This is a genomic window from Thermostichus sp. MS-CIW-34, from assembly GCF_054060435.1.
Genome location: NZ_JBSSDE010000031.1, coordinates 1 through 25,279 on the forward strand (window position 1 = coordinate 1; position 25,279 = coordinate 25,279).

At 58.1% G+C, this 25,279-nt stretch carries 23 protein-coding genes, 1 tRNA gene and 2 pseudogenes; 11 read left to right on the plus strand and 15 right to left on the minus strand.

Going from position 1 to position 25,279, the window contains the following annotated elements:
* Positions 1-135, plus strand: a pseudogene (locus tag ACVWYY_RS10680) (RNA-guided endonuclease TnpB family protein); the annotation flags it as partial.
* A 95-nt stretch (positions 136-230) separates the two neighbouring features.
* Here the strand turns inward: ACVWYY_RS10680 and ACVWYY_RS10685 are convergent.
* The 9 genes from ACVWYY_RS10685 to ACVWYY_RS10725 form a co-directional block, all read right to left on the minus strand.
* Positions 231-1,145, minus strand: a complete 915-nt coding sequence (locus tag ACVWYY_RS10685; protein ID WP_457388340.1) for an alpha/beta fold hydrolase — start codon at positions 1,143-1,145, stop codon at positions 231-233.
* Positions 1,146-1,329: 184 nt separating this feature from the next.
* A complete protein-coding gene (locus ACVWYY_RS10690) occupies positions 1,330-2,280 on the minus strand; it encodes a LysR substrate-binding domain-containing protein (RefSeq protein ID WP_457404051.1) in 951 nt (316 codons plus the stop codon).
* A gap of 597 nt (positions 2,281-2,877) precedes the next feature.
* Positions 2,878-3,525, minus strand: a complete 648-nt coding sequence (locus ACVWYY_RS10695; RefSeq protein ID WP_457404052.1) for a thermonuclease family protein — start codon at positions 3,523-3,525, stop codon at positions 2,878-2,880.
* A gap of 450 nt (positions 3,526-3,975) precedes the next feature.
* Positions 3,976-4,449 carry a YqeG family HAD IIIA-type phosphatase gene (locus ACVWYY_RS10700; RefSeq protein WP_457385798.1) on the minus strand — a complete coding sequence of 158 codons (474 nt, stop codon included), beginning with the start codon at positions 4,447-4,449 and terminating at the stop codon, positions 3,976-3,978.
* Positions 4,450-4,460: 11 nt separating this feature from the next.
* Positions 4,461-5,603: an endolytic transglycosylase MltG gene (mltG, locus tag ACVWYY_RS10705; protein WP_457385796.1), complete on the minus strand. Its 1,143-nt coding sequence runs from the start codon at positions 5,601-5,603 to the stop codon at positions 4,461-4,463.
* Between the two features lie 361 nt (positions 5,604-5,964).
* Positions 5,965-6,726, minus strand: coding sequence for a UMP kinase (pyrH, locus tag ACVWYY_RS10710; protein ID WP_011433861.1), 762 nt, complete (start codon positions 6,724-6,726; stop codon positions 5,965-5,967).
* Between the two features lie 98 nt (positions 6,727-6,824).
* Complete coding sequence (locus ACVWYY_RS10715) at positions 6,825-6,974, minus strand: hypothetical protein (protein ID WP_011433860.1); 150 nt, start codon at positions 6,972-6,974, stop codon at positions 6,825-6,827.
* Between the two features lie 115 nt (positions 6,975-7,089).
* Positions 7,090-7,458 (minus strand): TMEM165/GDT1 family protein, encoded by a 369-nt coding sequence (locus tag ACVWYY_RS10720; RefSeq protein WP_457440506.1) that lies wholly within the window; start codon positions 7,456-7,458, stop codon positions 7,090-7,092.
* A gap of 16 nt (positions 7,459-7,474) precedes the next feature.
* Positions 7,475-8,014: a TMEM165/GDT1 family protein gene (locus ACVWYY_RS10725; RefSeq protein ID WP_457440508.1), complete on the minus strand. Its 540-nt coding sequence runs from the start codon at positions 8,012-8,014 to the stop codon at positions 7,475-7,477.
* 86 nt (positions 8,015-8,100) lie between these two features.
* Between ACVWYY_RS10725 and ACVWYY_RS10730 the strand changes: the two genes are divergently transcribed.
* Positions 8,101-8,173, plus strand: a tRNA-Ile gene (locus ACVWYY_RS10730).
* A gap of 154 nt (positions 8,174-8,327) precedes the next feature.
* Here the strand turns inward: ACVWYY_RS10730 and ACVWYY_RS10735 are convergent.
* Positions 8,328-9,680 carry a D-alanyl-D-alanine carboxypeptidase gene (locus ACVWYY_RS10735; RefSeq protein ID WP_457440510.1) on the minus strand — a complete coding sequence of 451 codons (1,353 nt, stop codon included), beginning with the start codon at positions 9,678-9,680 and terminating at the stop codon, positions 8,328-8,330.
* 51 nt (positions 9,681-9,731) lie between these two features.
* Complete coding sequence (locus tag ACVWYY_RS10740) at positions 9,732-10,112, minus strand: hypothetical protein (protein WP_414417658.1); 381 nt, start codon at positions 10,110-10,112, stop codon at positions 9,732-9,734.
* Positions 10,113-10,468: 356 nt separating this feature from the next.
* Here ACVWYY_RS10740 and ACVWYY_RS10745 point away from each other — a divergent pair, with 356 nt between their 5' ends.
* Together ACVWYY_RS10745 and ACVWYY_RS10750 are read left to right on the plus strand one after the other, a co-directional pair.
* Positions 10,469-10,915 (plus strand): Fur family transcriptional regulator, encoded by a 447-nt coding sequence (locus ACVWYY_RS10745; protein WP_011433855.1) that lies wholly within the window; start codon positions 10,469-10,471, stop codon positions 10,913-10,915.
* Between the two features lie 178 nt (positions 10,916-11,093).
* Positions 11,094-13,475 (plus strand): M48 family metalloprotease, encoded by a 2,382-nt coding sequence (locus ACVWYY_RS10750; RefSeq protein WP_457440512.1) that lies wholly within the window; start codon positions 11,094-11,096, stop codon positions 13,473-13,475.
* A gap of 50 nt (positions 13,476-13,525) precedes the next feature.
* Here the strand turns inward: ACVWYY_RS10750 and ACVWYY_RS10755 are convergent, their stop codons facing one another.
* Positions 13,526-13,969 carry a phosphomannose isomerase type II C-terminal cupin domain gene (locus ACVWYY_RS10755; RefSeq protein WP_011433853.1) on the minus strand — a complete coding sequence of 148 codons (444 nt, stop codon included), beginning with the start codon at positions 13,967-13,969 and terminating at the stop codon, positions 13,526-13,528.
* A gap of 286 nt (positions 13,970-14,255) precedes the next feature.
* Between ACVWYY_RS10755 and ACVWYY_RS10760 the strand changes: the two genes are divergently transcribed.
* From ACVWYY_RS10760 to ACVWYY_RS10785, 6 genes are all read left to right on the plus strand, one after another.
* The gene (locus ACVWYY_RS10760) at positions 14,256-15,425 is read left to right on the plus strand and encodes an RNA-guided endonuclease InsQ/TnpB family protein (protein WP_414343340.1); all 1,170 of its coding nucleotides are present in this window, start codon (positions 14,256-14,258) and stop codon (positions 15,423-15,425) included.
* A gap of 104 nt (positions 15,426-15,529) precedes the next feature.
* A complete protein-coding gene (locus tag ACVWYY_RS10765) occupies positions 15,530-15,913 on the plus strand; it encodes a 2Fe-2S iron-sulfur cluster-binding protein (protein WP_011433852.1) in 384 nt (127 codons plus the stop codon).
* Entirely contained in the window at positions 15,913-17,226 is a 1,314-nt protein-coding gene (locus ACVWYY_RS10770) for an O-antigen ligase family protein (RefSeq protein WP_457440515.1), read from the plus strand. Before ACVWYY_RS10765 ends, ACVWYY_RS10770 begins: the two co-directional genes overlap by 1 nt.
* Before the next feature lie 122 nt (positions 17,227-17,348).
* On the plus strand, positions 17,349-18,494 hold the full coding sequence (locus ACVWYY_RS10775) for a quinone-dependent dihydroorotate dehydrogenase (protein ID WP_011433850.1): 1,146 nt from the start codon (positions 17,349-17,351) through the stop codon (positions 18,492-18,494).
* A 31-nt stretch (positions 18,495-18,525) separates the two neighbouring features.
* The gene (gene btpA / locus ACVWYY_RS10780) at positions 18,526-19,413 is read left to right on the plus strand and encodes a photosystem I biogenesis protein BtpA (RefSeq protein ID WP_414419423.1); all 888 of its coding nucleotides are present in this window, start codon (positions 18,526-18,528) and stop codon (positions 19,411-19,413) included.
* Between the two features lie 52 nt (positions 19,414-19,465).
* Positions 19,466-20,548 (plus strand): diguanylate cyclase, encoded by a 1,083-nt coding sequence (locus ACVWYY_RS10785; RefSeq protein WP_457440517.1) that lies wholly within the window; start codon positions 19,466-19,468, stop codon positions 20,546-20,548.
* Here the strand turns inward: ACVWYY_RS10785 and ACVWYY_RS10790 are convergent.
* Together ACVWYY_RS10790 and mutL are read right to left on the minus strand one after the other, a co-directional pair.
* Complete coding sequence (locus ACVWYY_RS10790; protein ID WP_457404064.1) at positions 20,524-21,375, minus strand: vitamin K epoxide reductase family protein; 852 nt, start codon at positions 21,373-21,375, stop codon at positions 20,524-20,526. The genes ACVWYY_RS10785 and ACVWYY_RS10790 overlap by 25 nt on opposite strands.
* Positions 21,376-21,411: 36 nt before the next feature.
* Positions 21,412-23,148, minus strand: a complete 1,737-nt coding sequence (mutL, locus tag ACVWYY_RS10795) for a DNA mismatch repair endonuclease MutL (protein ID WP_457404066.1) — start codon at positions 23,146-23,148, stop codon at positions 21,412-21,414.
* 326 nt (positions 23,149-23,474) lie between these two features.
* On the opposite strand from mutL, the gene ACVWYY_RS10800 reads away from it, so the two are divergent.
* Entirely contained in the window at positions 23,475-24,137 is a 663-nt protein-coding gene (locus ACVWYY_RS10800) for a DUF3386 domain-containing protein (RefSeq protein WP_011431401.1), read from the plus strand.
* Positions 24,138-24,251: 114 nt separating this feature from the next.
* On the opposite strand, the pseudogene ACVWYY_RS10805 reads toward ACVWYY_RS10800, so the two are convergent.
* Positions 24,252-25,206, minus strand: a pseudogene (locus ACVWYY_RS10805) (IS630-like element ISSoc15 family transposase).
* Positions 25,207-25,279: the final 73 nt, after the last annotated feature.

Here is a 25,279-nt window from a genome sequence, read left to right on the forward strand (position 1 = left end):
GCGGACTGGAATGGGGCCAACATGATTGCCAAACTTGGGGCTGTCGTAAACCAGCCTAGAGGTCCGTGGTTGGCTTGCCAACTGCAGGGCTACCGAAAGCCCGCCCTGTACTGCGAAGCAGTCAGGGCCGGGTAGTTTACGCGTTCCCCTTGGGCGGCGCTCCGTCGCCTATCGGGCATCGCCATCTGGCAAGCGGCATTCCTCTCTCGGCCATACGCTACAGCCCCAGCTCAAAGCCCGCATTGTGCGGAAAGGGCTGTGTCGAGAAATTCCCGGATCAGGGGCAGCACCTGTTCCCCATGCAAGGCAGGGATGGCGTGGCCGGCCCCGGCCAGGATCTTGAGCTGAGCCCCAGGGATCCCTTCGGCATAGGTTTGGCAGTGCCAGAGGGGAATGGTGTCGTCCTGTTCGGCGGCGATCACCAGGGTGGGGGCCTGAATGTAGTTGAGATAACGTTCAACCGTATCGACAGCAGCTTGTGGGCGCAGACGTTGTCGGAGAAATTGCCGAGCGACCGGCTGCTGACGCAGGGATCCCCGCAACCACAAGAGCTGGGCCAGCTTGTCTTCCCAATGCCACCAGCGGGCCAGCGGAGCGATCGCCCGCAACAGCCAATCCACCCAAGCGCTTTCCCAGAGCAAGGGCCGCAAATGGTTGTAGCGTCTCACAAAGCTGTCGTCGCGGATCCCGGCAGGAGCCAACAAAACCAACCCCCGCAGCGGATACCGCACGGCGTAAGCTGCCGCCACCCATCCCCCAAAGGAATGGCCCACCAAAACCGGAGCAGCTAGGCCCAGCCTTTGGACAAATCCGCGCACAAACTCTACTTCTGCAGCGATGTCGTAGTGCAAGGCCGGTTGGCCGGACTGCCCGAACCCCAGTAAATCCAAGGCAATGCAGCGATATTCGTCTCCCAACCCTTGCATCAGCGGCCACCAGTTGGCATGAGTGGCCATAAAGCCATGCAGAAACAGCAGTGGGATCCCTTTTCCCCAGTCTCGATAGGCAGCCCAGCAGGACTCTGCCCCTGCGATGTTCAACCCTTCCAATTTCACCCTGTGCAGCGGGATCTCTTGAACGCGGGCCTGTAACTCCGCCAAGCGCTGGGCCAGGGGGAGTCGTTCCAACAGCGTTTGCCTGGTCATCGGCTTGGGGTCAGTAGACACAGACAGATTCAGCAGATGCAGTTTCTTCCGGAGCAGCATTGGCTACAGCGAATGCACCTATACGGAAATATCTCTCGTATCTCTTTGAACAGGGATCCTGCTCAATCCACCGGAATCTACCGGAGATCCCATCAACTCGGAAAAGGCCGTAACGCATCGCAACTTAGCCGATCAACTGCAAATGGGGCGGGGGAGTTTTCAGCCAGTCTTGGCGGGTCAGCAGCCCCTGGAGAAAACGGGTGGCTGCCTGCGATTGATAGCGCTCCGGGTTAAAAGCCAGCCAGAGGGTACGCCGTATCTGTAGCCCTTCCACCGCCAGCTTTTGGAACCGTCCCTGTTCCACATCGGATCCCACTGCCACCATGGACAGAAAGGCCACCCCCAACCCCGCCTGGACGGCATTTTTGATCGCTTCAATCGAGCTGAGTTCCAGCCGCACGTTCAATTGGGCCGGGTTAATGCCGTGGCGGTTCAGCACCCGATCGATGGTTTGCCGAGTGGAAGACTGGGGATCCAAGGTGATGAAGGGCAAAGCCAGCAGATCCACAAGAGCCGGAGAGTCGATGGCACACCCGGGAGCACCGACCAACACATATTCATCTTCCGCCAGAGCCATCACCTTCAAGTGCCGCTGCAGCTCAAAGGGGATCTCCCCGCCAACAATGGCCACGTCCAACTGGCCGTCCACTAATTTCTGGGCAATTCGCCGCGTGGATTGCACCAAGAGCTGTACGGAAATTTGTGGATAGCGGCGGTGATATTGGGCGATCAAAGAAGGCATGACATAGGTGCCCACCGTTTGGCTGGCCCCCAGAACCAGATGCCCCCCCTCCATTTTCTGCAAATCCGCTAGGGCCTCGACGGCCTCACGGCACAGCTTGAGGATGCGCTCGCTGTACTGCAGCACCACTTTCCCGGCATCCGTCAGCTCCACCTTGCGCCCACTGCGGTCGAACAGCACCACCCCCAACTGTCGCTCCAGGTTCTGTACTTGCAAGCTGACGGCAGGCTGGGAGACAAACAGGCTATCGGCAGCACGGCGAAAACTACCCTGCTGGGCAATTGCCCGCACGATGAGGAGCTGATCTAGAGTAAACGGCAACTCATCCGCCATAGGGAACTCCAAACCCCACAGTGGGATCCCTTACGTTTCCCTGAAAAGCTGGGCAGCCCGCGTTTGGAAACCCACACGAGATCATCATAAACAAGCGAGAAATCCCAAGAGAGCAGCTCAACCCTTTCCCGGCAGCTCGGCTCTGGGGGGTGACCAGCCAAGAGTGGAGAGGAGAGCTCAGAATCTTCGGGCTGTTTCTCTGCCATTCGGAGCAGCTATGCCCACAATACCTACCTGATACATTTACGCTGAACACTGCTGAACATCACTGTTCAACTATGCAGCGATAGCATTCTGTTTGTTTCCAAACAGAATGGCGGTATCCCGCAAAGCTTTGAGTAGAATACCCAAAGCGCAGTTTCCGTGTCGTCTTACTACCAATTTTCTGCTTTGCTTTGGCTACCATGTTGGCAGACTCGAAAGTAAACAGAAAGATCAACTGGTAGTAATCCGTACTGAACATATTATACATTATTTTCAGTATAGTTGAGCTTATTATTGACTAGAGTCATGCTCTCACCGACCGGCGGAAGATGGCTGTTGAGATTATTCTCAACAAACAGGCCGGCAATTCCAGCTCTGGGTTTGGCTTGGTCTCTAGCGAGGGCCGTAGGTTGTCCAATAGCCGCGTCCTTGTCTTTTGGCTGCATCGGCAGCTTCAGTAAGAATGGGGCCGTACTTCAAGCCATCGGTTTGTGGCGACAACAGGCCATGCCCCAAAAACAGCATTTCCTGGTTGATGAGGGTGTTGGCTTGCCAAACGTAGGCAGGCAAGGTGGGAGCAGGGGCTAGGGCAGGATCCAACTCCAAAAACACCTCACGTCCCAGCAGAGCAGTCTGCAGATATTGGCCAGCATTGTAAACTGCCAGAGGGGTTTGTCCGCGCAACTCCGTCCAGTTGGGGTTGATCGGGTCAGGCAAGGGATCGATCCCAATCAGTTGCACCAGCCGCAAATTCAAGTCTCCTTCAAGCTGGACAACCAGGGTGTTGTAGTTGATCACCCGAACCACGGCTGCACGTTTGAGGTCGCGCAGATCTGGACGCGCCACCAATGTTAAAGCCCAACCGGGCAATGTCGAGAATATCAAAGGCAAGGCCAGAAAGCTGCCCAGCTTGATCAGGCTCCGTCCATTGGATACAAGCGAGGATCTGGAGCGGGGGGAAGTCGCAGCAGAACGCAGGGATTTTTGCAGCATGGACTTTAGCCGTTGCATGGCGGACTTGACAATAGGGATGGTTCGCATGCTTGACCTTTGGATCTCACACCGCCCTCACACCGCCGCCTACTGGGCTTCAACGCGGGATCCGGCTCACCTGCCGTCACTCTACAAAAAATTGGGGCAGATGGGTCAGGTCTGGAAAATCTCTCTCGATTTTTGTCTTGATTTTTAGATGTGCTACCCATCCGGTCAGCAGTTGTCAGCGCTGACAACCTGTGGTTGGTCATTTCGATTCAAACTGGGACACTGTACCCACACCTAAAACATGCATGAAACATGCATGGGGCCACAGGGCTTTTCTCAGCTGCCCAGGCATCTCACCCTAAACTGAAGTGACTAAGTCCTTCCGAGCAGCAGGATTGTCTTTTGGTCTTCTCTCTTTGCGAAGGAAAGGGGGAGTGCTTGGAAACCTTTTCAATTCAGTTTGAAACAATTACAGTTGTCCAACTCTCAAATCTCTCAAAAGCGCAGACCCTAGAGGGTAGCAGGGTTCTTTTCGACTGCTTCGGACAAGAGGGAGTTGACCAGCACGGTTACCAACCCCAGTCGATTGCCCGCCAAAATATCCGTCAACAGGCGGTCTCCCACCATAGCCACTGCTTCTACCGGCAAGCCCATCTGGGCTACGGCCCGCCGCAAAGCCCGCCGTGAGGGTTTCCCGGCCCGGTGAATGTAAGGCAGATCCAGGCTTTCTCCGATTTGTTGGATGCGGCTGCGATTGAGGTTGTTGCTCACCAGCCAAATTTGAAAGTGCGGACGCAACTGCTCCAGCCAAGCAGCCACAGCGGGATCCACCTCAACCTGTCGGCTCGGCACCAGTGTACCGTCTACGTCAAAGATGATGCCTTTTACCTGCCAGGCCCACAGGTCTTCTGCCCGCAACTTTAAGACAGTGCCGGCCACCACCAGATCCGGTTGCAGGAGCTTGAACCAAGGTTTGTGTACCATCCGCTCCTCGGCTAAGGACTGGGTTGAGGACTATGGTGGGATCCCTGGGCAGCTTGCCGGCGCTCTTGAATAATCTGCAATTGGGCTGCCTCGTGCTCTGCTAGGGTTTTGCTGAAAACGTGGGTGCCATCGTAGCGGGCCACGAAGTAGAGATAGTCGGTCTGCTCAGGCTGCAAAACGGCTTTTAGGCTGGCCAAGCCCGGACTGGCGATGGGACCAGGGGGCAAGCCCGGGTTGAGGTAGGTGTTGTAGGGAGAGGGGGTGCGCACCTCCGCAAGGGTGAGGCGGCGATCTGGGGTTTGCCGGATATTCAAGGCATACTCCAGCGTCGGATCGGCTCCCAGGGGGATCCCTTTCTTAAGCCGGTTCAGAAAGACACCTGCAATCAAAGCGCGTTCTTCCGGCACCACGGCCTCCCGCTCCACAATGCTGGCCAGGGTAACCCACTCGTGCAGAGACAGGGAAGTGGTGTGCTGGCGAAACAGGGGCAGGGCCACCGCGACAAATCGCTGCAGCATGGCGTCGACCACCATCTGGGCCTTTTCCCGATCCGGCAGGGATCCCTCCACCTGTTCGATGGGGAAAAGATAGGTGTCTGGGAACAGGTAGCCTTCTAGAGAGCTCAAGTGGGGGGGCAGCCAATCGAGGGGGGGAATCACCCGGGTCACGGCAATGAAGGCATCGGCTGCCAGCCAGTTGCGCTGGGCCAGAGCCTCTGCCATTTGCTCGATGCGCCAACCCTCCGGAATGGTCAGACGTCTTTGCAGGATCCTTCCCTGCCGCAGTTGCTGGGCCACGGCCAGCATGTCCTGGTTGGGATCCAAAGCGTAGGTGCCCGCCTGAAACACCCAGTCGCGCCCGAAGGTGCGGCTCCACAGCTCCCAAGCCAGAGCTGAGCGAATCACCCCTGCTTGGCGCAGTTTTTGCCCGATCAGACGGCTGCTGCTGCCCGGCTGGATTGTTACTTGGATCGGTTCTGGGCCGCCCACCGGCTGGAGCCAGGTCTGCCACTGCCAGTAGCCCAATCCCCCGACCAGAACCAACAGGAAAATCAAGCTCTGCAAAAGACGCCGACCCCAGCGTTCGCGTAAGCGTTGCGTAGCAACATGGGGTGACCTGGGTATAGCGCCTTGGGCAGCAGAGCATTTGGGCAAGACGGGATCCTTTTGGGCCGAATGCTGAACGTAAACTACCCGACACCAACCGCTAGGCGGTACGGAGCGGGCTTTTAGTAGCCCTGCAGTTAGCAAGCCAACCACGAGCCTCTGGGGTGGTTTACAGCACCCCCAATCGACCGTTACCAGTGCCTTAAACAACCGTTTCTGGTGTCCGCAGTATTGTTATAGCATTCCTCCCGACACCGACCCTACGGGTACAGTGCGGGGCTCCTGCAATTTCTAGCTGATCTGTCATTGCCTTTCCCTCCAAACGGCCTGAGCACACCCTTGAGCCAGGCTATCCTTCGGACTCAATCCTGGCTAGGGCGTCGCCGGACTCTCAAGGCCGATTTCCCCCCTAACTTGGGATCAACTCTCCTGGGCTGGGGATCCCGTTGTTCTCGACCGTCCGCTGTCCGATCCAAGTGCCGATGGGTTCTCCCTGCACCACTCGATAAATATTGCCAGGGGTAGTCAGGTCAAAGACCACGATGGGCAATTGATTTTCCTTGCAGAGGGCGATGGCGGTGCTGTCCATAACCCGCAGATCGCGGTTCAGCACATCCTGATAGCTGAGGACATCGTAGCGGCGGGCCTGAGGGTGAGTCTTGGGATCCGCATCGTAAACCCCGTCCACCTTGGTGGCTTTGAAAATCACCTCGGCATCGATCTCCGCCGCCCGCAAGGCCGCAGTGGTATCGGTGGTGAAGAAGGGGTTGCCAGATCCTGCCCCAAAAATCACCACCCGCCCCTTTTCCAGGTGACGAATGGCGCGGCGACGAATATAGGGCTCCGCCACCTCCTGCATGGCGATGGCCGTCTGCACCCGGGTGGGGATCCCGGCTCGCTCAATGGCATCCTGCAGGGTTAAGGCGTTGATGACGGTGGCCAGCATCCCTACGTAGTCGGCAGAAGCCTGATCCATCCCTTGGGCAGCCGCCTCTTTGCGCCCGCGCCAGATGTTGCCCCCTCCCACCACAATCGCCACCTGCACACCGGCCCGTACCACTGAGGCCACTTCGCCGGCAATGGACTTCAAGACCTCGGGGTCGATCCCGTAGGGGCGCTCCCCCATCAGGGCTTCACCACTCAACTTCAGTAGAATCCGTCGATATTTCATGCTTATCCGCTCCGGCCCACCCCTGCATACGATAGCAGGTTTGTTGAACTAGCTCCGCTCACAGGATTGACCGACAGAGCATCTCGACAAAAACAACCTTACTGCTGTTCTTCGCCAGCGCTGGCCTCGTTGTCGCGGGGGGCAGAACGGAAGCGGCGGCCATTGCGAGCACGACTTTTTTGGAACTGTTTGGCATATTCGCGGTTGCGCTCGGCTTTTTCCCGCTTCAGATTGCGTTTTTTGGCCATGCTGGTTTTCCTGACCGGTTGTCCGGACTCAAGTGAAGGTCCTCAGTTTGAAGTGTCAAAGTGAGGCGCTCTTAATCCTATCACGCTTTGCCGAAGCCATCCTGAAGCCCTCTGCTCAGCCGGCTATGGGCAGGGATCCCCACAACAAGACTAGGCCCATCACAACAAACCCCACGCCTGCCAGGGTTTTGATCCAGCGAGGTGGGATCAGGCGGGCCACCCAAGCTCCTGCCCACACCCCAATTAGGCTGGTGCTGATCAAAGCAGCAGCAGCGCCCAAAAAGATTACCCCAGCGTTTTGCGAGCGGGCACTGAGGAGCAGGGTCGCCAATTGGGTTTTATCGCCCATTTCGGCCAGCAGAATCGAGCCAAAGCTCACCAGCGCAGCCCGTCCGGCCATTTGCCGCAGCAAAAAAGATGGAGTTTGGCTGTCGTTGTCTTGGATCAACACGTTCTTCTCCGCCCTATCTTGCTGGGTTGGCACCGGTTTCTCAGGGGGGCTAGCCTTCTGGGAGATTATCCCCTCGCCATTCCTGCCACAATACATAGCCCCCGATCACCAGGAACCCTGCACCCGCCAACCATTGTAGCCAGCCTGGGGGAATGAATTGCCCCAGACCTTCCCCCAACACTACGCTGAGCAAACTGGCGGTCACCAAGGCACCGGCGGAACCGAAAAAGATCGCCCAAGGCGATTGGGATTGGGCACTCATGAGCAAGGTTGCCAACTGGGTTTTGTCGCCCATTTCCGCCACAAACACGGTTAAAAAAGTAACAAACCAGAGCTGCAGCGGGGATCCCTCTGGGAGATTGCCGTCGGAAGAGGGGGGGTTAGGGAGGGGCGGTGTCGTCGGAAGTCCAATCTCGGGGGCGGAAGACAAGGCCAAACTCTCCCCGGCAGGCTGGAAATCCACAGCGGATCCATCTCCGTAGAGATAGTGCTGCCCAACGGCCAAGAAACCGAAACAGAGAGCCGAGGACAAAACAATCAGCCCCAAGCCCAGGGCCATTTGCCCCTGCCAAGAACGCGGCGAAGCCATGGCGTCAGACCCTAACCACCGACATGCAGCTTATCCTGTTTTCAGCCGGTTCTGGAGAAGGCAAGAGCGCTAGAGTAGAAGAATCAGGGGCGTTGGCCGAGCGGTTTAGGCAGCAAACTCATAATTTGCCTTACACAGGTTCGATCCCTGTACGCCCCATCGGGAATTGCTGGACGAGGTTTCTGGGTTGAGGGCTGTTGACAGCGGGCCAAGTCGATCTCAATTCCCAAACTGGGAGGGCGGACATAGGACTGCGTTCCGCTAACGCGACCGAGGTCACTCTGGGCTGAGAGAGAACCGGTTGGGCACAGTTTCAAAGACGCGGGTTCAGCTCTGTGCGGGATCCCGTATCTCCAGAGCGAGGGATCCAACGCTCAGGCAAGGTGGCAGGGGATCCCCATTGGGATTGGAGGCGGCTGAGGAATTGTCCCTGCTGGGTGCGAAAGCCGACCAGATCGGATCCGCCATTCATCAGGGCAAACCAGATGTCCCCCTGCTCGGTTGGCAATACACCCGCCAAGGTGCTGACGCTCCTCAAGGTGCCCGACTTGGCAATTAGGATCCCTGGCAACAGACGCCGCTCCAACACTCCCACATCTTGGCCAACGACGGCAAAAGCATCGGCAAGAGAGAGCCCCTGCTCCTCCAGAAGAGACTGGATGGCTTGAAGCATAGCTACATTGGCCCGCGGCGAAATGCGGTTTTCCACCCCCAACCCGGAGCCGTTGATCAGTTGCAGCTCTTCTGCCGGGATCCCGGCGATGGCCCGGGCGATTTGGGCCACTTGGTCTGCTCCCCCCACCGCATCGGCCAACATCTCGGCCATGGAGTTGTTGCTGTAGAGGTTCATCAGCTTGACCAAGTGAATGAGGGGGGGGGACTCATGTCTGAGCAAAACCTGGGCGGCAGGCGGGATCTGCTGGGCAACCCGTACCGAGCCCAAAATCTCCACCTGCGGTCTGGGCGTGCCGGGGGGTAAGGTTTGAAATTGGGCCTCCGCCTCTGGTGGCCAACGCCGCGCATCCAGCCCCTGCCGCAACAGGGATCCCGATTGCGCCACATCCCGGGAGAAGTTCATGTAAAAGCGGCCCACCACCACCAGATCCCCGCGCACCTGGCGGATCCCATAGGCATTGAGCAGGTTGCCGACGGAGAAGGCTTCCTCCCAGACAAACAAGGGATCCTCCCCCCCCAGAACCCAGAGATCCCCCTGTAGAACTCCCTCAGCAGTTAAGGGGCCAGTGGCCAGCCAGGTGGTAACAAAGCGATGTTGTGGGCCAAAGTGCTGCAAAGCGGCCAGGGTCGTTGCCACCTTGGTCAAAGAAGCAGCCGGCAAGGGTGTGGATCCCTGATGCTGTCCCAAAACAAGGATTCTGTCCCGCTGAGGCGAAGGATCCTCCATCTGCAGCCAAACCCCCTGAGCTGTGGGCGAAAACCCCCGACCGGCCAACTGAGCCAGATAGGTTTCCACCTGAGGTTGCAGGGATCCCTGCTCCGTCGCCTGAGAAGTGGGAGACAAACTCAGCAACAGAGTGGCCGCCGAGAGCAGCCCAACCCAGCTCGAAACCAGCCGCCTACCGGGCCAGCCCCACAGATGTTGTTCGTGCCGTGGCGTCAGCGTTGCGGAGCAACAGTGTTGTGTAGCACCATGGGGTGCCGCAGGCATAGCACTTTTCACGGAAAACACCCTCTAAACATCCCGGCAACCGAGGGGGCATCAGCTCGTCAATTCCCAGCCACCCTCTTCCACAGGCTCTACATCGATGGTGCCGGGGGGCGTTTGCCGATAAAAACGTCCGTCTGCAACAAACAGCGGCTCTCCACAATTGGGGCAAAAGAAATGGCTGCCCTCAATGGCTTGCGATTCTGACCCACACACCGGGCAGCGATCGGTGGTAATCCAGCGGCGCGCCCACCAGCGAAAGGCCAGGAGCACCAATACCGGCAAGGACAGCAAAAACAGCAACAGAGCCACCAATCCGGCGACCAGCCACCCCAGCCCGATACTGGTCAGCAAAGCTGCCAACGCCAGGGATCCCAGCCAGAACCCCCAGCCACCCAGAGAAATGGAATAGGTTTTGGGCTGCTCAAACCGCATTTTCGTTTTCCTTCCCCGATCACTACGCTTGCCAACGCTGTCAGGATGCCGCGGGCCTTTTCTTGAGTATGTTAGCCTAGGCGCGCCCGAACACCAGAAACAGTCCGCCACATGGCTCTGCTCTGTAGGCTAGCTCATCCCGGATGGATGAGGGATTGGGTTTCCCGCACCCTTCCCGAGGCTCTCCCGGCAGCCCATGCGCCTCAGTTGCGTCCCTGTTCTATTGGGCCTGAACTGAGCCTGAACGATGTCTTCAGCAACCAAGTCGGGTGGTGTCGTCATAAATGAAGTTATTATCAATTACAGAACTTATTGACTGTTACGGCGACGTTGCCCAACAGCGGAGGGGCGGCATCATGGTCTACACCGAAGAGGCGTTCAAGGCAGAGCTCAATGCCAAAGGCTGGCGAGCCACTCGGCAGCGGGAGATCATCCTGCAAACGTTTCAAAACTTGCCTGAGGGCACGCATCTGAGCGCGGAGGAGTTGCACAAAAAGTTGCGGGAAGAAGGCCACAACATTAGCCTTTCCACCATTTACCGCACCGTCAAGCTGATGTCCCGCATGGGCATTTTGCGAGAACTGGAACTGACCGAAGGGCACAAACATTACGAGATCAACCAGCCGGCCCCCCACCACCACCACCATCTGGTGTGCGTCAAGACCAACAAGGTGATCGAGTTCAAAAACAACGCCATTCTTAACATCACCCAGAAGGTGGCAGAAAAGTACGGTTTCAAAGTGTTGGATTGCCAGCTCACCATTATTGGTATCAGCCCAGAAGGGCAGCGCTCGATTTTGTAGCCAAAAATTCCCAAAGCTCAGGTTCTCATGCTTTCCCAGAAGGGGAACTGTACTGGGCTGGTAGGAGGATGGGGATCCCGTCAACGGGAGGAAATGCCAGAATAGCCCCTGTGAAGTCGAAAGCCATTGACAGTTGAAGCAATAGCTGAGCTTACCCCACCCAATCCGGGAGATGGCTATGAACGAGCAGGAAGTGGTGCAGTGGCTGGAGCAGGCGCTGGCCAATCCCCGCCTTAGGTTACAGGCCAAAGCCCAACCGCTCCAGGAGAGTCCCAAGGCTTATGCCCTCGTCATTATGATCAACCGTCCTGCCGGCCTTTCTCTCAACTACGAGGAGTTGACGGCCTGGTTCCAGAAGGCGATTCCCACTCGCTACCCCCAAGTCAAACGGTTGGCCCTCTACAGCCGCCCCATGGGCCAGCAGGCTGCCGACTGGAAAACTCAGGTGAGGCTGGATCCGGAGCCGGCGACAGACAAGGTGGATCCCGGGATGGAGTTCTCAGAGAGTCTGGATCTAAGCCGCCACTGCTTTGTCAGCGATCGCCAGTTGCTTACCGCCGACCTTCCTCAGCCGCCTGGTTTGCTCCGCCAGGCGGTTTTGGGTTTTCACGGCCTCACTTCTGGGCAAAAACAGGAGGTTCTGCCCCTCCTGCCCACCTTGTTTTGCAATCCCAGCGCCGTCTCGACGGTGATGCTGTCGGTGGAGGCAGCCCTGTGGCTGGAGCCTCTGAAAAGCCTGAATCCCCACGAGCTGCGTCTATTGAGCGTTTGGCTGAGCCGCTATTGCTTCAACCCCAGCCGCACCCTAGCGGAATTGGATCCCGCCACCTCAGGTCTCAAAATTGGGCAAACCAAGCGCAGCTACCGCGCGCCTCAGGTGGGGGTCTCGCTAATGTTGGCCAGCTTTGCCGGCAACCTGACGGCGGCCTCAGGTGTGACCCTGAGCCTGCTGTTCGGTATGGTGTTTGTGCTTTTCCTGACCGTCTTGGGCAGCTTAGAGGGGGGATTCTCTCTGGGCTCTTTCATCTTCGCCATTCTGCTCACCCTCGCCTTCAATGCCCTGATCTTCTTTTTGTCCCCTTGGCTGATGGACTGGATCCAGCACAGCCTCTATGGCACCGAGTGGGTGAGCTTGGCGGAAATCGGGCGTCGCAGCCCAGAGAGTGCGGAGGTCATTGAACGGGTCTGCCGACAGTACAAGCTGAAGCAGCCGAAGCTGGGGCTGATCCGCGACCAAAACCCCACCGCCTTCACCTATGGCAGCCTGCCGGACACGGCCCGCATTGTTGTCAGCGAAGGATTGTTCACCTACTTGGAAGATGAGGAGGTGGCTACGGTCTATGCCCACGAGCTGGGGCATGTGATCCACTGGGATTTCGCCGTCATGACCCTGGCTTCCACGCTGGTGCAGATTCTCTACCTTCTTTACGTCTACATGCGGGATGCGCGCGACAACGGCAAAAGGGGCAGCCTCCGCTCCCTGGCCTTGGTCGCCTACTTTTTCTATGTGGCCGGCTCCTACTTGTTGCTGTATCTGTCGCGGGTGCGGGAGTACTTTGCCGACCACTTTGCTGCCGAAACCACCGGCAACCCCAATGGGCTCTCGCGGGCTTTGGTGAAAATTGCCTACGGCATTGTGCAAGAAGGGGAACGGGAACAGGATGAGGAAACCCGACAGCGCAGTGCTCGCCTGCTGGAAGGAACGCGGGCTTTGGGGATCTACGATGCCAAGGCGGCTGTTACGGCGGGGACGGCCTACCGGGTTGCCTCGGATCCCGGCCAGGTGGGCAGGGTATTTTTGTGGGATCTGTTTAACCCTTGGGCCTGGTGGATGGAGCTGAACTCCACCCATCCCCTCACGGGCAAACGGGTACGGGCGCTGAGCACCTATGCGGAGCAACTGGATCTGCCGGTGGAGTTCGATATGGCCAGCGTGGTTGCCCAGGGCAAGCAGCTCAACCGGCAACAGCTCTACGGGAACTTTCTGCTGGATATACTGCTGTTGAACGCCGAGTGGCTGGGGGCGATTGTGGGGGCGCTGCTCGGGATCCCGGCCTTGCAGGTGGGCTTCTATGAAATGTTTGCCGGGCTGACCCTGATGGGGGTGGGCTTGGGCCTGCTGCTGAAGATGACAGTGATGTACCCCAGCTTAGAAAACCCGCCAGCGTTGACCGTGTTGAAGGCCATGAGCAATCCCTACGCCAGCCCTCTGCGTGGGTTGCCGATGCAGTTGGAGGGGCGGGTGATCGGGCGGGGGGATCCGGGCTATCGCTTCGGCTCCGATCTCAAGTTCCAGGATGAGACAGGGATGATCTTCCTGCGCTATGCTTCCCGCTTTGGGCCGCTGGGCAACTTCCTGTTTGGAGCGCGCCAGGCAGGGGGGGTAATCGGCCAAGAGGGATCCGCAGTGGGGTGGTTCCGACGGGGGGTGGCCCCTTACCTGGATCTGGCCCGCTTTCAAACCCGCCATGGCCAGCTCATCACCAGCTACCATCCCTTCTGGCAGGCTATGTGGGCTGTGCTGTTGTTAGTGGTTGCCCTGCTGGTGATGCTGTTCTAGAGGATCGCGATCCTCAGCAGCGAAGAGCTCGCCTAGGCCATTGGGATTGGCTACTTTTGCCCACCGTTAACCCGGGCGTAGTCGTCGCTGAAGCGGACAATGTCGTCTTCGCCCAAGTACTGGCCGTTTTGCACCTCGATAATCACCAGAGGGATGACGCCAGGGTTCTCCAGGCGATGCTTGGTGCAAGGGGGCACGTAGGTGGATTGGTTGGCCGTGATGAGCTTTTCTTCATCTCCGCAGGTGACCTTGGCGGTGCCGGCAACGACGATCCAGTGTTCGCTGCGATGGTAGTGCAACTGCAGGCTGAGGCGATGCTTGGGCAGCACCACGATCCGCTTGATTTTGTAGCCAGGGCCCTCTTCCAGCACTGTAAAGCTGCCCCAAGGCCGACTTTCAGCATTGCTCTCGATCAGCTTGTTGAGGGTTTCGGCAGAGAGGGAAGGCGAAGGTTTTTCCGGTGAGGCCAGATTGGCATTGGGGGTTTCCAGCATGGGATGCTCTCCTTGGGAGGCCTACCTGTAGCTTATCTCAACAACCAACTCGAAGTCTGTTTGTTTATCTTTAGAACCACCAACAGATCGGCTTCAGCTCCTGGGGATCCCCAGCCGGTTCAGGTTTGGTAGGGCAGTGGTTAAAATCCTGTGGAATCATCAGAAAGGCTCCGAGAAACCCCGTCCTTTAGGACAGGGAGGAAGAGGAGCGGCGGGCAAAGCCAGCCAAACATAGTCGTACCCTTACACCATACCCGCTAAAATGCAAGGCAGAGTGCTCCGCCCCATGGAAAAAGCCTACAGCTACCGGTTCTACCCAACACCTGACCAGGAAACCTTGCTGAGAAAAACACTGGGCTGTGTTCGCCTGGTCTACAACCGCGCATTGGCAGCCAGAACCCAAGCCTGGCAGGAGCGGCAGGAGCGCATCAGCTATGCACAAACCTCTGCCCTGCTGACCGAGTGGAAAAAACAGCCTCAACTCCAGTTCCTGAACGAAGTGAGCTGCGTTCCCCTGCAGCAGAGTCTGAGGCATCTGCAAACCGCCTTCGACAACTTCTTTGCCCGCAGAGCCAGCTATCCCAAATTCAAGAAAAAACGCGACGGTGGTAGTGCAGAGTTCACCCGGTCTGCTTTTCGGTGGAAAGATGGCCAAGTCTTCCTGGCCAAGTGCTCTGAGCCCCTGAACATCCGGTGGTCTAGGCAACTGCCCAAAGGGGTCGAGCCATCCACAGTTACCGTTCGGCTGAGTCCTGTGGGGGAGTGGCATGTCAGTCTCAGGTTTGACGACCCCCGCGACCTGACGCTTGCCCCTGCTCAACAGTCAGTTGGACTGGATGTGGGCGTTAGCAGTCTTGTTGCCCTGAGTACAGGGGAAAAGGTGGCCAACCCCAAGCATTGGAACCAGCGCTACAAGCAACTGCGTCGGGCGCAAAAGGCTCTGAGTCGGAAGCAGAAAGGCTCCAAAAACCGCTACAAGGCGCGGCTGAAGGTGGCCAAGATTCACCAAAAGATTGCCAACAGTCGCCAGGATCATCTGCACAAGCTGACCACCCGCCTGATTCGCGAAAACCAAACAATTGTGGCGGAGACGTTGGCGGTGAAGAACCTGATTCGCAACTCCAAGTTGGCCAAAGCTATCAGTGATGCCGGTTGGGGTGAGCTGTTGCGGCAGTTGGAGTACAAGGCGCGGTGGTATGGGCGCACTTTGATTTGGGTGAATCGCTGGTTTCCCAGTTCCAAGACCTGTTCAGGGTGTGGCTATACCCTGGCTCGACTGCCCTTGAAGGTACGGGAGTGGGAATGTCCTCGATGCCAGGCCAGGCACGACCGGGACATCAACGCTGCCCGCAATCTTTTGGCCGTGGGGCACACGGTGTCAGCCTGTGGAGCAGACGTAAGACCAAAGCCCTCCAGGGTGGCGGCAGTTGCGATGAAGCAGGAACCTAAGCTGTGAGGCTTAGGAATCCTCGTCCTAAGGCCTACGGGCCCGCTGACGCGACTAGGACGGGGCGGATGTCAAGAATAAAGATCTCTGCTCTGCAAAAAGGTCACTTCTCCATGCGTTCTTCCTCTTCTGTCCCTTCTTACCCGGTTCACATCCATGACCGCCAACGGGACACTCACTATCTGATCCAGGTGCCGGCGGATCAATACATTTTGGCCAGCGCCGAGGCCCAAGGGATCCAACTGCCCTTTGCCTGTCGCAACGGCGCCTGTACCACCTGTGCGGTGCGGGTACGGCGGGGATCCCTGTATCAGCCGGAGGCAATGGGCATTTCGCGGGAGTTGAAGGAGCAGGGGTATGGGCTGTTGTGCGTGGGCTATGCCCGCTCGGAGCTCTGGGTAGAAACCCAAGATGAAGATGAGGTGTACGAGCTGCAATTTGGGCGTTACTTCGGCCAGGGGCAGGTCAGGCCAGGGATCCCCATCGAGGATGAGTGATGTCTTCTTCGGCACCGGTTTCGTCTCAACAACTGTCGCCGGATCCCTTGCCCTCTCAGCCGAGGGGCTGGCTGCTGGCGGCAGCGGCGCTGATCCCGGTGAATCTGGCCCCCAGCTTGCTGTTGGCTTTGGTGGGGACGATCCAGGGTTATACCCGCTATGGTGGGGCGATCCTGCGGGATCCCTTGTTTGGACTGGCGGCTCTCCTGAGCCTGGCTGCGGTGGGAGTGGCCTTTTGGGGGGAGGATTGGCGACTGAGCCTGCCGGGGATGTTCAACTACTGGCCTTTTTTGTTGATGCTGCCGGCCTTTGCCGCTGTTCTGGCCTCTCGCGGTAGCGGGACGGAGTCCTGTCCTGTGGGCCGTCGGCGGTTGGCCCAGGTGTTGGTGCTGGGCAGCGGGCTGATGCTGCTTTTGGGTTGGGGAGAAGTGCTGTGGGGATGGCAGGGGCACTTCTTCTGGGGGCCGGTTTGGATTACGGGGGTTGCCGGGGGAGAGCGACCGGCGGCAGCCTTCACTTCCCCCAATACGCTGGCCATCTACCTGGTGATCCACCTGTGTTTGGCGGCAGGGCTGTGGCTGGATCAGGCCGACAAAGACTGGCCACAGGCAGTAGGGCTGGGAGCTGTGCTGGGGCTGGGATCCCTCTTGTTGCTGCTGACGGCCTCTCGCAACGGCTGGGGAGCGGGGGGGCTGGCGCTGGTGATAGGGCTGGCCCTACGGCGCTGTTGGTGGGGGATCGGGATCTTGGTCGGCATAGGGTTGGCTGGTTTGGCTGCTGCTTGGGATTGGCCGGGCTGGCGGGCCGTAGTGCCCCGATTGATTTGGAGCCGTCTGGCAGACACCTTCGATCCCCAGGCGCTCCATTTTAGTTCCACCGCTAACCGTCTGGATGCCTGGCACTTTGCCCTGCAGATGGCGCGAGAGCGGCCTTTGACGGGCTGGGGCTGGCAGAGCTTTGCCGCCCTTTATAATGCTCAGGAGCCGCCGGAGCTGCTGGGCCATTGCCACAATTTGTACCTACACCTGGCAGCCGAGGGTGGGATCCCGCTGTTGCTGGGCCATCTGATCCTGTGGGGCTGGATTTTGGCGCGGGGATGGCAAGCTTGGCGGCGCTCGCAAGAAAGCGTCCTGTTGGGGATGCTGCTGGCCTTGACGGCATTTTTTGCCTCAGGGCTTTTGGACGTGGTGATGTTGGATGGCCGCATTCACCTGCTGGTAACCTTACTCTTGGGGGCAGTTTGGGGAGCCAGCCTTGAGCGGCAAAGGGACTCCATCTCCGGCAAAGAGCAAGCCCAGAGAGGTTACCGTTGAGTGCTGCAATGGGATATCCCTTAGCTGGCAGTGAGCCCGGAGTCCATCAGTTGCTCACCGATTTTTGCGACGCGGAAGCAAGCTACAGCCAAGGGGCAGTTTACCTGTAGAGGGTCTTTGCGGTGAACCTGTACCGAGATGTGTTGTGGCCTCTGCTTTTTTCTGGGCTGAGAGCCGACCCGGAAGCGGTCAAGATGGGCCTGCTGCGCGCCTTGCATTGGATCGATGCCACCCAGGCCACCGGGATCCTATCGGCTCTGGAGCGACTGTTTTGCTACCGGGATCCCCGGCTAGCGGTGTCGCTGTGGGGCCTTACCTTTCCCAATCCCCTTGGGTTGGCTGCGGGCTTCGACAAAGATGGCCTGGCTCTGGGCGTCTGGCCCAGCCTGGGGTTTGGTTTTGTAGAGGTGGGCACCATCACTCCTCAGCCCCAACCGGGCAACCCCAAACCTCGCCTGTTTCAACTGCCCCAAGATCGCGCCGCCCTCAACCGCATGGGCTTTAACAACCAAGGGGCGGCGGCTCTGGCGGAACGGTTGCGCCGGCTACAGCAACGTCCCATCCCCATTGGAATTAACCTGGGCAAAGCCAAAATCACCCCTCTGGAAGAAGCGGCTGCCGATTACCTGGCCAGCTTCCGGCTGCTCCAGGATCTGGGGGACTACTTTGTGGTCAACGTCAGCTCCCCCAACACGCCGGGGCTGCGATCCCTGCAGGCTGCCGAGCAACTGGAGCCCATCCTATCTGCCTTACAGCGGGAAAATCAGAAGCGAAAACCCCTCCTGGTGAAGATCGCCCCCGATCTGGACTGGCCCGACATCGACAGCATCCTGGAGCTGGCCCAAGACCATCAACTGGCCGGGATCGTGGCCACCAACACCACCCTCCGCCGCGATAACCTGAAGACCCGTTTCCTGCCTGGCCGCGGGATCCCCTTCGCACCAGCGGAGTCTAGGCCAATCCTTGCAGAAGCCGGCGGGATCAGCGGTGCCCCCTTGCGGGAGCGTTCCACCCAAGTCATCCGCTACATCCACCGCTCCACCCAAGGAAAATTGCCCATCATCGGAGTGGGGGGCATCTTCACCTTGGCCGACGCCTTGGAGAAACTGGAAGCGGGAGCCAGCCTGCTGCAGGTCTACACCGGCTGGGTTTACGAAGGGCCGGGTATGGTGCCGCAATTGCTCCGAGGCCTAGCCCGCTCTTCTCCCCCCAGCCCTGATGTTACACTTCCCCCAGAGAATACCCCTGTGGGTCAGATCCAGGCGTAAGATCGTTAGGGATCCCTGAGGAAGCTTGCCGGTGAACCTGCTGCAACACCTTTTCAAAACCCCCCATCCGGTCATTGGGGTGGTTCATTTGTTGCCGCTGCCCACCTCACCCCGTTGGGGGGGGGACTTGGAATGGGTGATCGCTCAGGCAGAACAGGCAGCTACTGCCCTGGCTGCAGGAGGGGTAGACGGGATCCTCGTCGAGAACTTTTACGATGCCCCCTTTGCCAAGGATCGGGTGGACGCAGCGGTGGTCAGCGCCATGACCGTCATCGTCCAGCGGCTGAAAACCCTGGTCTCGCTGCCGGTTGGGATCAATGTCTTGCGCAACGATGGCTGCAGTGCTCTGGCAATTGCCGCCTGCGTGGGGGCGCAGTTCATCCGGGTGAATGTGCTCTGCGGGGCGATGGTGACCGACCAAGGCATTATCGAGGGGAATGCCCACCGCCTGCTGCGCTATCGCCGGGAGCTGGGGGCTAACATCAAGATTTTTGCCGATGTGCTGGTGAAACACGCCCAACCCCTAGGTCCCATCAGTCTGGATGCGGCCATCACCGACACGGTGGAACGTGGCCTGGCCGATGCCATCATCCTTTCCGGCTGGGCCACCGGCAAGCCACCCCTTCTGGAGGAGCTGGAGCTGGCCCGCAAAGTTGCTCCTCAGGTGCCGCTGCTCATCGGCTCGGGGGCTACTGCTGAAAACATCGGCAGCCTGATCCGGCGGGCAGATGGAGTAATTGTGGCCAGTTCTCTGAAGCGGTCTTCCCGTTCCGCAGGCATGCCGGCAGGCTATTCGGATCCCTTTCCCATGATCGACCCAATTCGGGTGCGGCAGTTTGTGGAAGCACTGCACCTTGCGCTCCGTGAGCGGGCCTCCAACCATGCTTGTCTGGCCGCTCCCGGCTCTGGTTCCAACTAGCTGTTGGCGCTAGGATTGGGATCCGACTACAATGGGCGATTCCTCTTTAGCTATGCCATCCCTTGATCTGGAGGGCTTGGATTCTGCGTACCACCCTTCTGGTTCAGCAGAAGAAACCTTTTGGAGCTCTGTTCCGGCTCGCACCCCCCGCATTTGGGTTGTCGATGATGACCCAGTGGTTCGTTGCTACATTATCAATGTTCTCACAGGCTCCCAGTACTACGTGGAAAGCTGGGAAAGCGGCCGAGCAGCTTGGGATTCCTTGCAAAGCTTGGAAGAGAGCGAGTGGCCCGACATGGTGATCTGCGACTGGGTCATGCCTGAGATATCGGGGGTAGAGTTCTGTCGCCGTCTCAAGGGATCCGCAGCAGGGCAGTTCGTCTATTTCATTTTGCTCACGTCCCGTTCTGAAGTTGAGGCTCGGGTAGAGGGGCTGGATGCGGGGGCGGATGAATTCATCACCAAGCCGGTCGATCCTGAGGAGCTGCGGGCGCGGGTGCGGGCAGGGTTACGTCTCCAGCGGCTCACCCAAGCTTTGGCCCAGGCCAACCGGCAATTGCGAGCCCGCAATGAGTTGTTGGAGTCTTTGTCTTTGACGGATCCCTTGACCGGGGCGTTGAACCGGCGAGCTCTGGATCAGGCGCTGCCCCATTTGCTCAAGCAGGTGGGAGGCCGCGGGGAAGCTCGCTACCGCTATCTCTGCCTGCTGATGATGGATGTAGATCACTTTAAGCAAATCAACGACAGCCACGGCCACTACATCGGCGACTGTGTGCTGCAGGCCATCGTCGGGCGGCTGCAAAATCAACTGCGGCCCTCCAGCCTGCTCTACCGCTATGGTGGGGAAGAATTTGTTTGCCTTACGCCCGGACTTAGCCCCTCTCGCTGTGGTCGCTACGCAGAGTCTCTGCGGCAGGCTATCGCCAAACGGCCCATTGACATCTCCCCCAAGCGAAGCTTGCCGGTTACCATCAGCATCGGTGGGATCGTGCTCAGCGAAGACTACTGCCCAGAACCGGAAACCGCCTTGCAGCAGGCGGATAGCGCGCTCTACCAGGCCAAGCAGGCGGGGCGCAACCGAGTTCACATCCTCATCCCGACTCCAGGAGTTTATCTGCCCTCTTCCAGCGGATAGCCAGAGGCCACCGCTAAGGCTTCCAGAGAGCGAACGCCTGTGTAGGTGCGGCCATTGATGATCCAGGTGGGATAGCTGGTGATCCCCGCTTCTGTGCATTCTTGAGCTTGGGGAGTGCCGGGGCCGTTGGGGGAGCACTCCACGTAGGGCACTTGGTCGAAAGCTGCCCCGAACAGCTCTTTCTGATCTTGACAATGGGGGCACCAATAGGCACCGTACATGGTGCCGCCGATCTGCCGCAGGTGGGCTGCCAACCCTACCGCCAGGGGGCTAGGCGGGGGAACTTGGTTGGCGTACACCCCAATCGTGGTCACCAATGTGAGAAAGCCTATGAGAATGTAGCCAAAGACCAGCTTGCCCCCATCCAGCCAGCGGTGGCCCAGCACGGTCACCAGCCCCAGCCCTGCCACCAAGATGATCGCGGTGGTGCAATACATGCAGAATTGCCGCAGCACCGCCACCATCAGGTAAAGCATGTACATCTCAAAGGCGGTCATGGCGGAAACCAAGCCAAACAGGGCCGGCCAGCGCCACCGCTTCACCAGTGGGATCCCATCCGGCAGCACCGCCAGCGCCAAGACTCCCAGAAACCCCAGCAGGCCAACAGCCGCGGTCGGGATCCCCAAAAACTCTGCCCAACGGCTGGAGAGCACCAGGTCACACCCCCCATCCCCCGTGCAGAAGGCAGCGGGCTGCTCCGTCAGCTTGGTGTAGGTGAGATAGGCCGTCAACAGGGATCCCAGGCCGGCCAGGATCGCCAAGATCAGACGGGAATGGCGCTGCAGCCAGGTCTCTTCTTGGGCTTTGAGTTTGAGATAAGAAGCCATGGAGTTTCAGGGGTTTCAGCAGTTGGACACCCCCGATTATAGTGGGGTGGAGCTGGGCTCGTCCGTGGGATCCGACGCAGAAGAGCGCACCTGGGCGGCAAACCTGTCTCCCAGCGGATCCAGCTCCCATAGGGATCCCAGTTTGGAGTCGGAGATAGGCCGGTCGCAGAGGCCCCAACGGCGGCGGAAGTAACGGGCCAGATCTTTTTCTGCCAGGGCCAGGTAGACCGGGCGACCATGAGGGCAAGTGTGGGGATTGGCGGTGCGCTGCCAGGCTTCCAACAGCTTTTGCATCTGCTCCAGGGTCAGTGGGATCCCATTGCGCAAGGCCCCTCGACAGGCCACCGCCACCTGAGCTGCCTGCAAATCTTGACAGCGGCTGAGCTCTAGCAGGGATCCCTGCACCTCTTCTGGATCTTCCGACTCCAAAGCCAAAGGGAGGCGTCGAATGAGATGGGTATTGGGGCCGAAGGGTTCCGGCTCCAGCCCCAACTGCTCCAACCGCTCCAGGGCTTGGGGCGATAGTCCTTGCAGCGTTATGGGCGTCTCCGGTGCTACCAGTTGCCAATGCTGCCGGATGTACTCATAGCGAACTCGCTCGTGGGCCAGGTGCTGCTCCACCAGCCATAGCCCCTGGGGATGCTCCGCCAAGATGTAGATCCGATGCAGTTGGGCCAGCGCCCTGAGGGGAGGCAAGGGAGAAGTTGGCCGGTCAGAGGGAGGAAGATGGCTCTGGAGATCGGGCGAGACTCGATAGACCACCTTGGCCTCGCTGGCCCGGATCAGATGCACAGAGCGGCGGCTGGCTTGCCCGGATCCCAATTGCAGAAGGGAGTGCAGGTGTTGGCGCAACTGCTCCTGGCGGGCCGTCAGATTCTCCAGGTAGAGCTCGCTTTTGGCAGGATGACGGTTCCAATCCACCTGTTCTGGGGGCAGGCGCAGGTGAACAACCACCAGCGGATGGCGGTGGCGGGGCAATGCGTGGTGAAAAACCGACTGGATCAGCCGTTGCCAGTCGGGCATCTGCACAAACCGTCCGTTTACGGCCACACGGATCCAATCGGGGTGGGGGCGATGCAGGCGATCCGGCAGGCCCAGCACCACTTCCCAATCGCTATCCCCATCCTGGATCCGCCGATAGCGCAGATCCGTGGGATCCAACTGCGGCAACACCTGCAGCAGCAGATCTTGCAGAGATTTTCCCGGCCAGAGGCTGAGCAGCAATTGCCCTTCCTGATGCACCTGCCAACTGACCCAGGGATGGGCTAGGGCCGCATTTTGCACCAGGGTCAGGAGCGGGCGAGTTTGGGGCAAAGCCCGACGGCGCAGAGGCCAGTCGGCAAACAAATCCGCAACCGTGACCACCGTTCCCGAGGCAGTGGCTGCCGGCTGCTGGTGGGCCAGCTCCCCTTGGCGGTCGTAGGTGGCCAGCCAGCCGTGGGCATCGTCAGCGTGGCGGGTCTGAATGGTCAGGGATCCCAGCCGGGCCAGGCTGTGCAAGGCTTCGCCCCGAAACCCCAGGCTGCAACCGTCCAACTTGCTGGTGGTGTGGCGACGGGCCACCTGCTCCAGCTCCGAAGCGGGGATCCCTTGGCCGTTATCCCCCACCCGCACCTGCCAGCGAGTCGGCCAGATCTCCACTTGAATTCGGGTGGCCTGGGCATCGAGGGCATTTTCCAGCAATTCCCGCAGAGCAGCCCCCAGCGAGTCGATCACCTCTCCCGCGGCCATCTGGGCGATCCGCTCTGGGTTCAGGGGTTGGATTTTGGACATGGAGTGAGTTGAGAAAGCAGACTCTCTTCCTGCCAGCTTGTCGCCAAAAGGCCAACAGCGCCGAGCTTTAGCTTAGCTCTCTCCCTCTGTTGCCAGTGGACAGCGCCTTGCCAATGGTTTTCATTAACTTCAAGGCTCCCCTCAGGCCAAGTGAAGGATTGAGGTTCCGCCTTCCTGCCCATCGGTAACCGCCAAGAACTTCGAGAAACTTCGAGAACAAGAGAGCTGAGCGGGTGGCCAGTCATAAGGAAACCTTAAAATCCCAAGGCCAGCCATCAGCCTCTACTAGGATTTAAATAGTAAAATTTCTCATTAAGGAGGAGATTATGGCAGCACAGCAAGCTCCGGCCCGAGAGCTATTCAAGGAGGCTTTTGAGAATCGCTACACCTGGGACAAAGACTTTCCTGGCTACCGAGCTGAGATAACCTACTTTCCCAAAGAAGGTGACAGCAGCCTCTCCTTCTCAGGAGTTGTGAGTATTGACCGCAACATGAAGATCGATGTTGCCGGCGTCGAGGACGAGGAGATCCGCCAGAAAATACGGGAACAGATGTGGGAAGTCATGGTGCATCGCGTTCGTCATTCCTTCGACGAGGAACACGGTGGCCACACCTTTGCCTATGGAGAGCCACAAAATTCAGACATCACTGAAGTTCTTGTTTCGGGCTTATCTTCTACCGATAGGTACTGGGTTCAGGGCAAGCACATTCAAATGGTACATCGCCATCTTGCCAATCGGACAATTACAGTCTCAGTTCAAGAGTTTTACGATACAGGTGAGGGCTACCTACCCACTCACTACACTGCTGAGTATTGTAGCCCAGGAACTGGAGAAAAAACTCAAGCAAAGATGATCTACGAAGATCGTTATCAAAAAATAGGTCGGTATTGGATTCTGGTTGAGAGAAGAATTTGGGAAGAGCAGGATGGCCAAAAAAGTTCATCCCCTCAACTTTTCCTCTTCTCTAATATTCGATTTTTCGAATAGCTGAGAAAAATAAGTTTTTCTTTGCGGCTGTGGGCATCTCTCATTATAGAAGGTGATGAGGTGCTCACAGCCAAGCTCAAAACAGATGGCCACAGGGTACAGCCTGTTAAGGGCTCAAGGGGTACAATAGCAGCACTTAGCAAACCAACTTCGGAAGGAGGATGGATTGATCAGTAGTAAAGAAGTCTTCACTATCTGCTCCATGCTATATTTCCCAATTCTGCAAAGCTGCCGAATAAAATGCTTCAACACCGACCACATCATCTCAATGGGATTCAACTCCGGCGCATACACAGGCAGGTATAGGATTCGTGCTCCTGTCCCCCTAATCAATTCCTCAACTTCCCGACTCTTGTGGATATTTAAATTGTCCATAATCACAACCTTCCTCGCATCTAGCTTCGGACATAGCTCGCTTCTCAAAAACTCCAAAAAATCTCCAAATCTCCTTTCTTCATCCCACCCTTGATGACACGACAGCCAACTACACCTCTCAAGGAAATAGCTCCAATAACCGTATACTTTTCACCCTTGTATCTCTGACGATAATGATAAGCCCTTTGACCACGTAAACTCCGAGATACTCTCCGCTCCATTCCCTCCCAGACTCCCGTCTGGTCGATGGCAATCAAATCCTCCGCTGGAATATTCCTGACTTCTTGACTATAAGCTAGTCGTTCCCTTTGCACCTCCTCTTCTTTGACTTTTGCACTGCGGTAGGTCTTTTTTTTAGAGTCATTCCTTGCTTTTTCAAGAAATTATGTATCGTGACGATGCTTACATTGATTCCTAAGCGCTCGCGCAACAGTTCTTGATACTGCCACAGGTAGAAGTCTGGGTGTTCTGTAATAATTGCCATCACTTCCTGCCGATGTTGTTCCAAAATGCCCACTCGCTTGGTGCCTGCTTTCTTAGGGGCTAAATCTTAAGTTTGTTGGTACTGACGCACCCAGCGGTGTACTGTTCTTTTGGTCACCATGAAGCGTTTAGCTACCTGGCGGATGGAGGTGTTACCTGCCTGATAGGCTGCTACAACTCTTTGCCGCAAATCCAAAGAATGAGTCGGCATTCCTTTCTCTCCTTCCTCTTGAATACCTGTACCCTATTTTAAATTAAAAGGCTGTATCTTTTTTGGAGTTACC

What these genes read in the sequence shown, in the direction of transcription:
- mutL (WP_457404066.1), bottom strand. Translation starts at nt 23,148, where the DNA reads ATGTCCAAAATCCAACCCCTGAACCCAGAGCGGATCGCCCAGATGGCC.
- ACVWYY_RS10755 (WP_011433853.1), bottom strand. Translation starts at nt 13,969, where the DNA reads ATGCTGGAAACCCCCAATGCCAATCTGGCCTCACCGGAAAAACCTTCG.
- ACVWYY_RS10800 (WP_011431401.1), top strand. Translation starts at nt 23,475, where the DNA reads ATGGCAGCACAGCAAGCTCCGGCCCGAGAGCTATTCAAGGAGGCTTTT.
- ACVWYY_RS10685 (WP_457388340.1), bottom strand. Translation starts at nt 1,145, where the DNA reads ATGACCAGGCAAACGCTGTTGGAACGACTCCCCCTGGCCCAGCGCTTG.
- ACVWYY_RS10790 (WP_457404064.1), bottom strand. Translation starts at nt 21,375, where the DNA reads ATGGCTTCTTATCTCAAACTCAAAGCCCAAGAAGAGACCTGGCTGCAG.
- ACVWYY_RS10715 (WP_011433860.1), bottom strand. Translation starts at nt 6,974, where the DNA reads ATGGCCAAAAAACGCAATCTGAAGCGGGAAAAAGCCGAGCGCAACCGC.
- ACVWYY_RS10700 (WP_457385798.1), bottom strand. Translation starts at nt 4,449, where the DNA reads ATGGTACACAAACCTTGGTTCAAGCTCCTGCAACCGGATCTGGTGGTG.
- ACVWYY_RS10770 (WP_457440515.1), top strand. Translation starts at nt 15,913, where the DNA reads ATGTCTTCTTCGGCACCGGTTTCGTCTCAACAACTGTCGCCGGATCCC.
- ACVWYY_RS10745 (WP_011433855.1), top strand. Translation starts at nt 10,469, where the DNA reads ATGGTCTACACCGAAGAGGCGTTCAAGGCAGAGCTCAATGCCAAAGGC.
- ACVWYY_RS10785 (WP_457440517.1), top strand. Translation starts at nt 19,466, where the DNA reads ATGCCATCCCTTGATCTGGAGGGCTTGGATTCTGCGTACCACCCTTCT.
- ACVWYY_RS10740 (WP_414417658.1), bottom strand. Translation starts at nt 10,112, where the DNA reads ATGCGGTTTGAGCAGCCCAAAACCTATTCCATTTCTCTGGGTGGCTGG.
- ACVWYY_RS10760 (WP_414343340.1), top strand. Translation starts at nt 14,256, where the DNA reads ATGGAAAAAGCCTACAGCTACCGGTTCTACCCAACACCTGACCAGGAA.
- ACVWYY_RS10690 (WP_457404051.1), bottom strand. Translation starts at nt 2,280, where the DNA reads ATGGCGGATGAGTTGCCGTTTACTCTAGATCAGCTCCTCATCGTGCGG.
- ACVWYY_RS10695 (WP_457404052.1), bottom strand. Translation starts at nt 3,525, where the DNA reads ATGCGAACCATCCCTATTGTCAAGTCCGCCATGCAACGGCTAAAGTCC.
- pyrH (WP_011433861.1), bottom strand. Translation starts at nt 6,726, where the DNA reads ATGAAATATCGACGGATTCTACTGAAGTTGAGTGGTGAAGCCCTGATG.
- ACVWYY_RS10750 (WP_457440512.1), top strand. Translation starts at nt 11,094, where the DNA reads ATGAACGAGCAGGAAGTGGTGCAGTGGCTGGAGCAGGCGCTGGCCAAT.
- ACVWYY_RS10725 (WP_457440508.1), bottom strand. Translation starts at nt 8,014, where the DNA reads ATGGCTTCGCCGCGTTCTTGGCAGGGGCAAATGGCCCTGGGCTTGGGG.
- ACVWYY_RS10735 (WP_457440510.1), bottom strand. Translation starts at nt 9,680, where the DNA reads ATGCCTGCGGCACCCCATGGTGCTACACAACACTGTTGCTCCGCAACG.
- ACVWYY_RS10765 (WP_011433852.1), top strand. Translation starts at nt 15,530, where the DNA reads ATGCGTTCTTCCTCTTCTGTCCCTTCTTACCCGGTTCACATCCATGAC.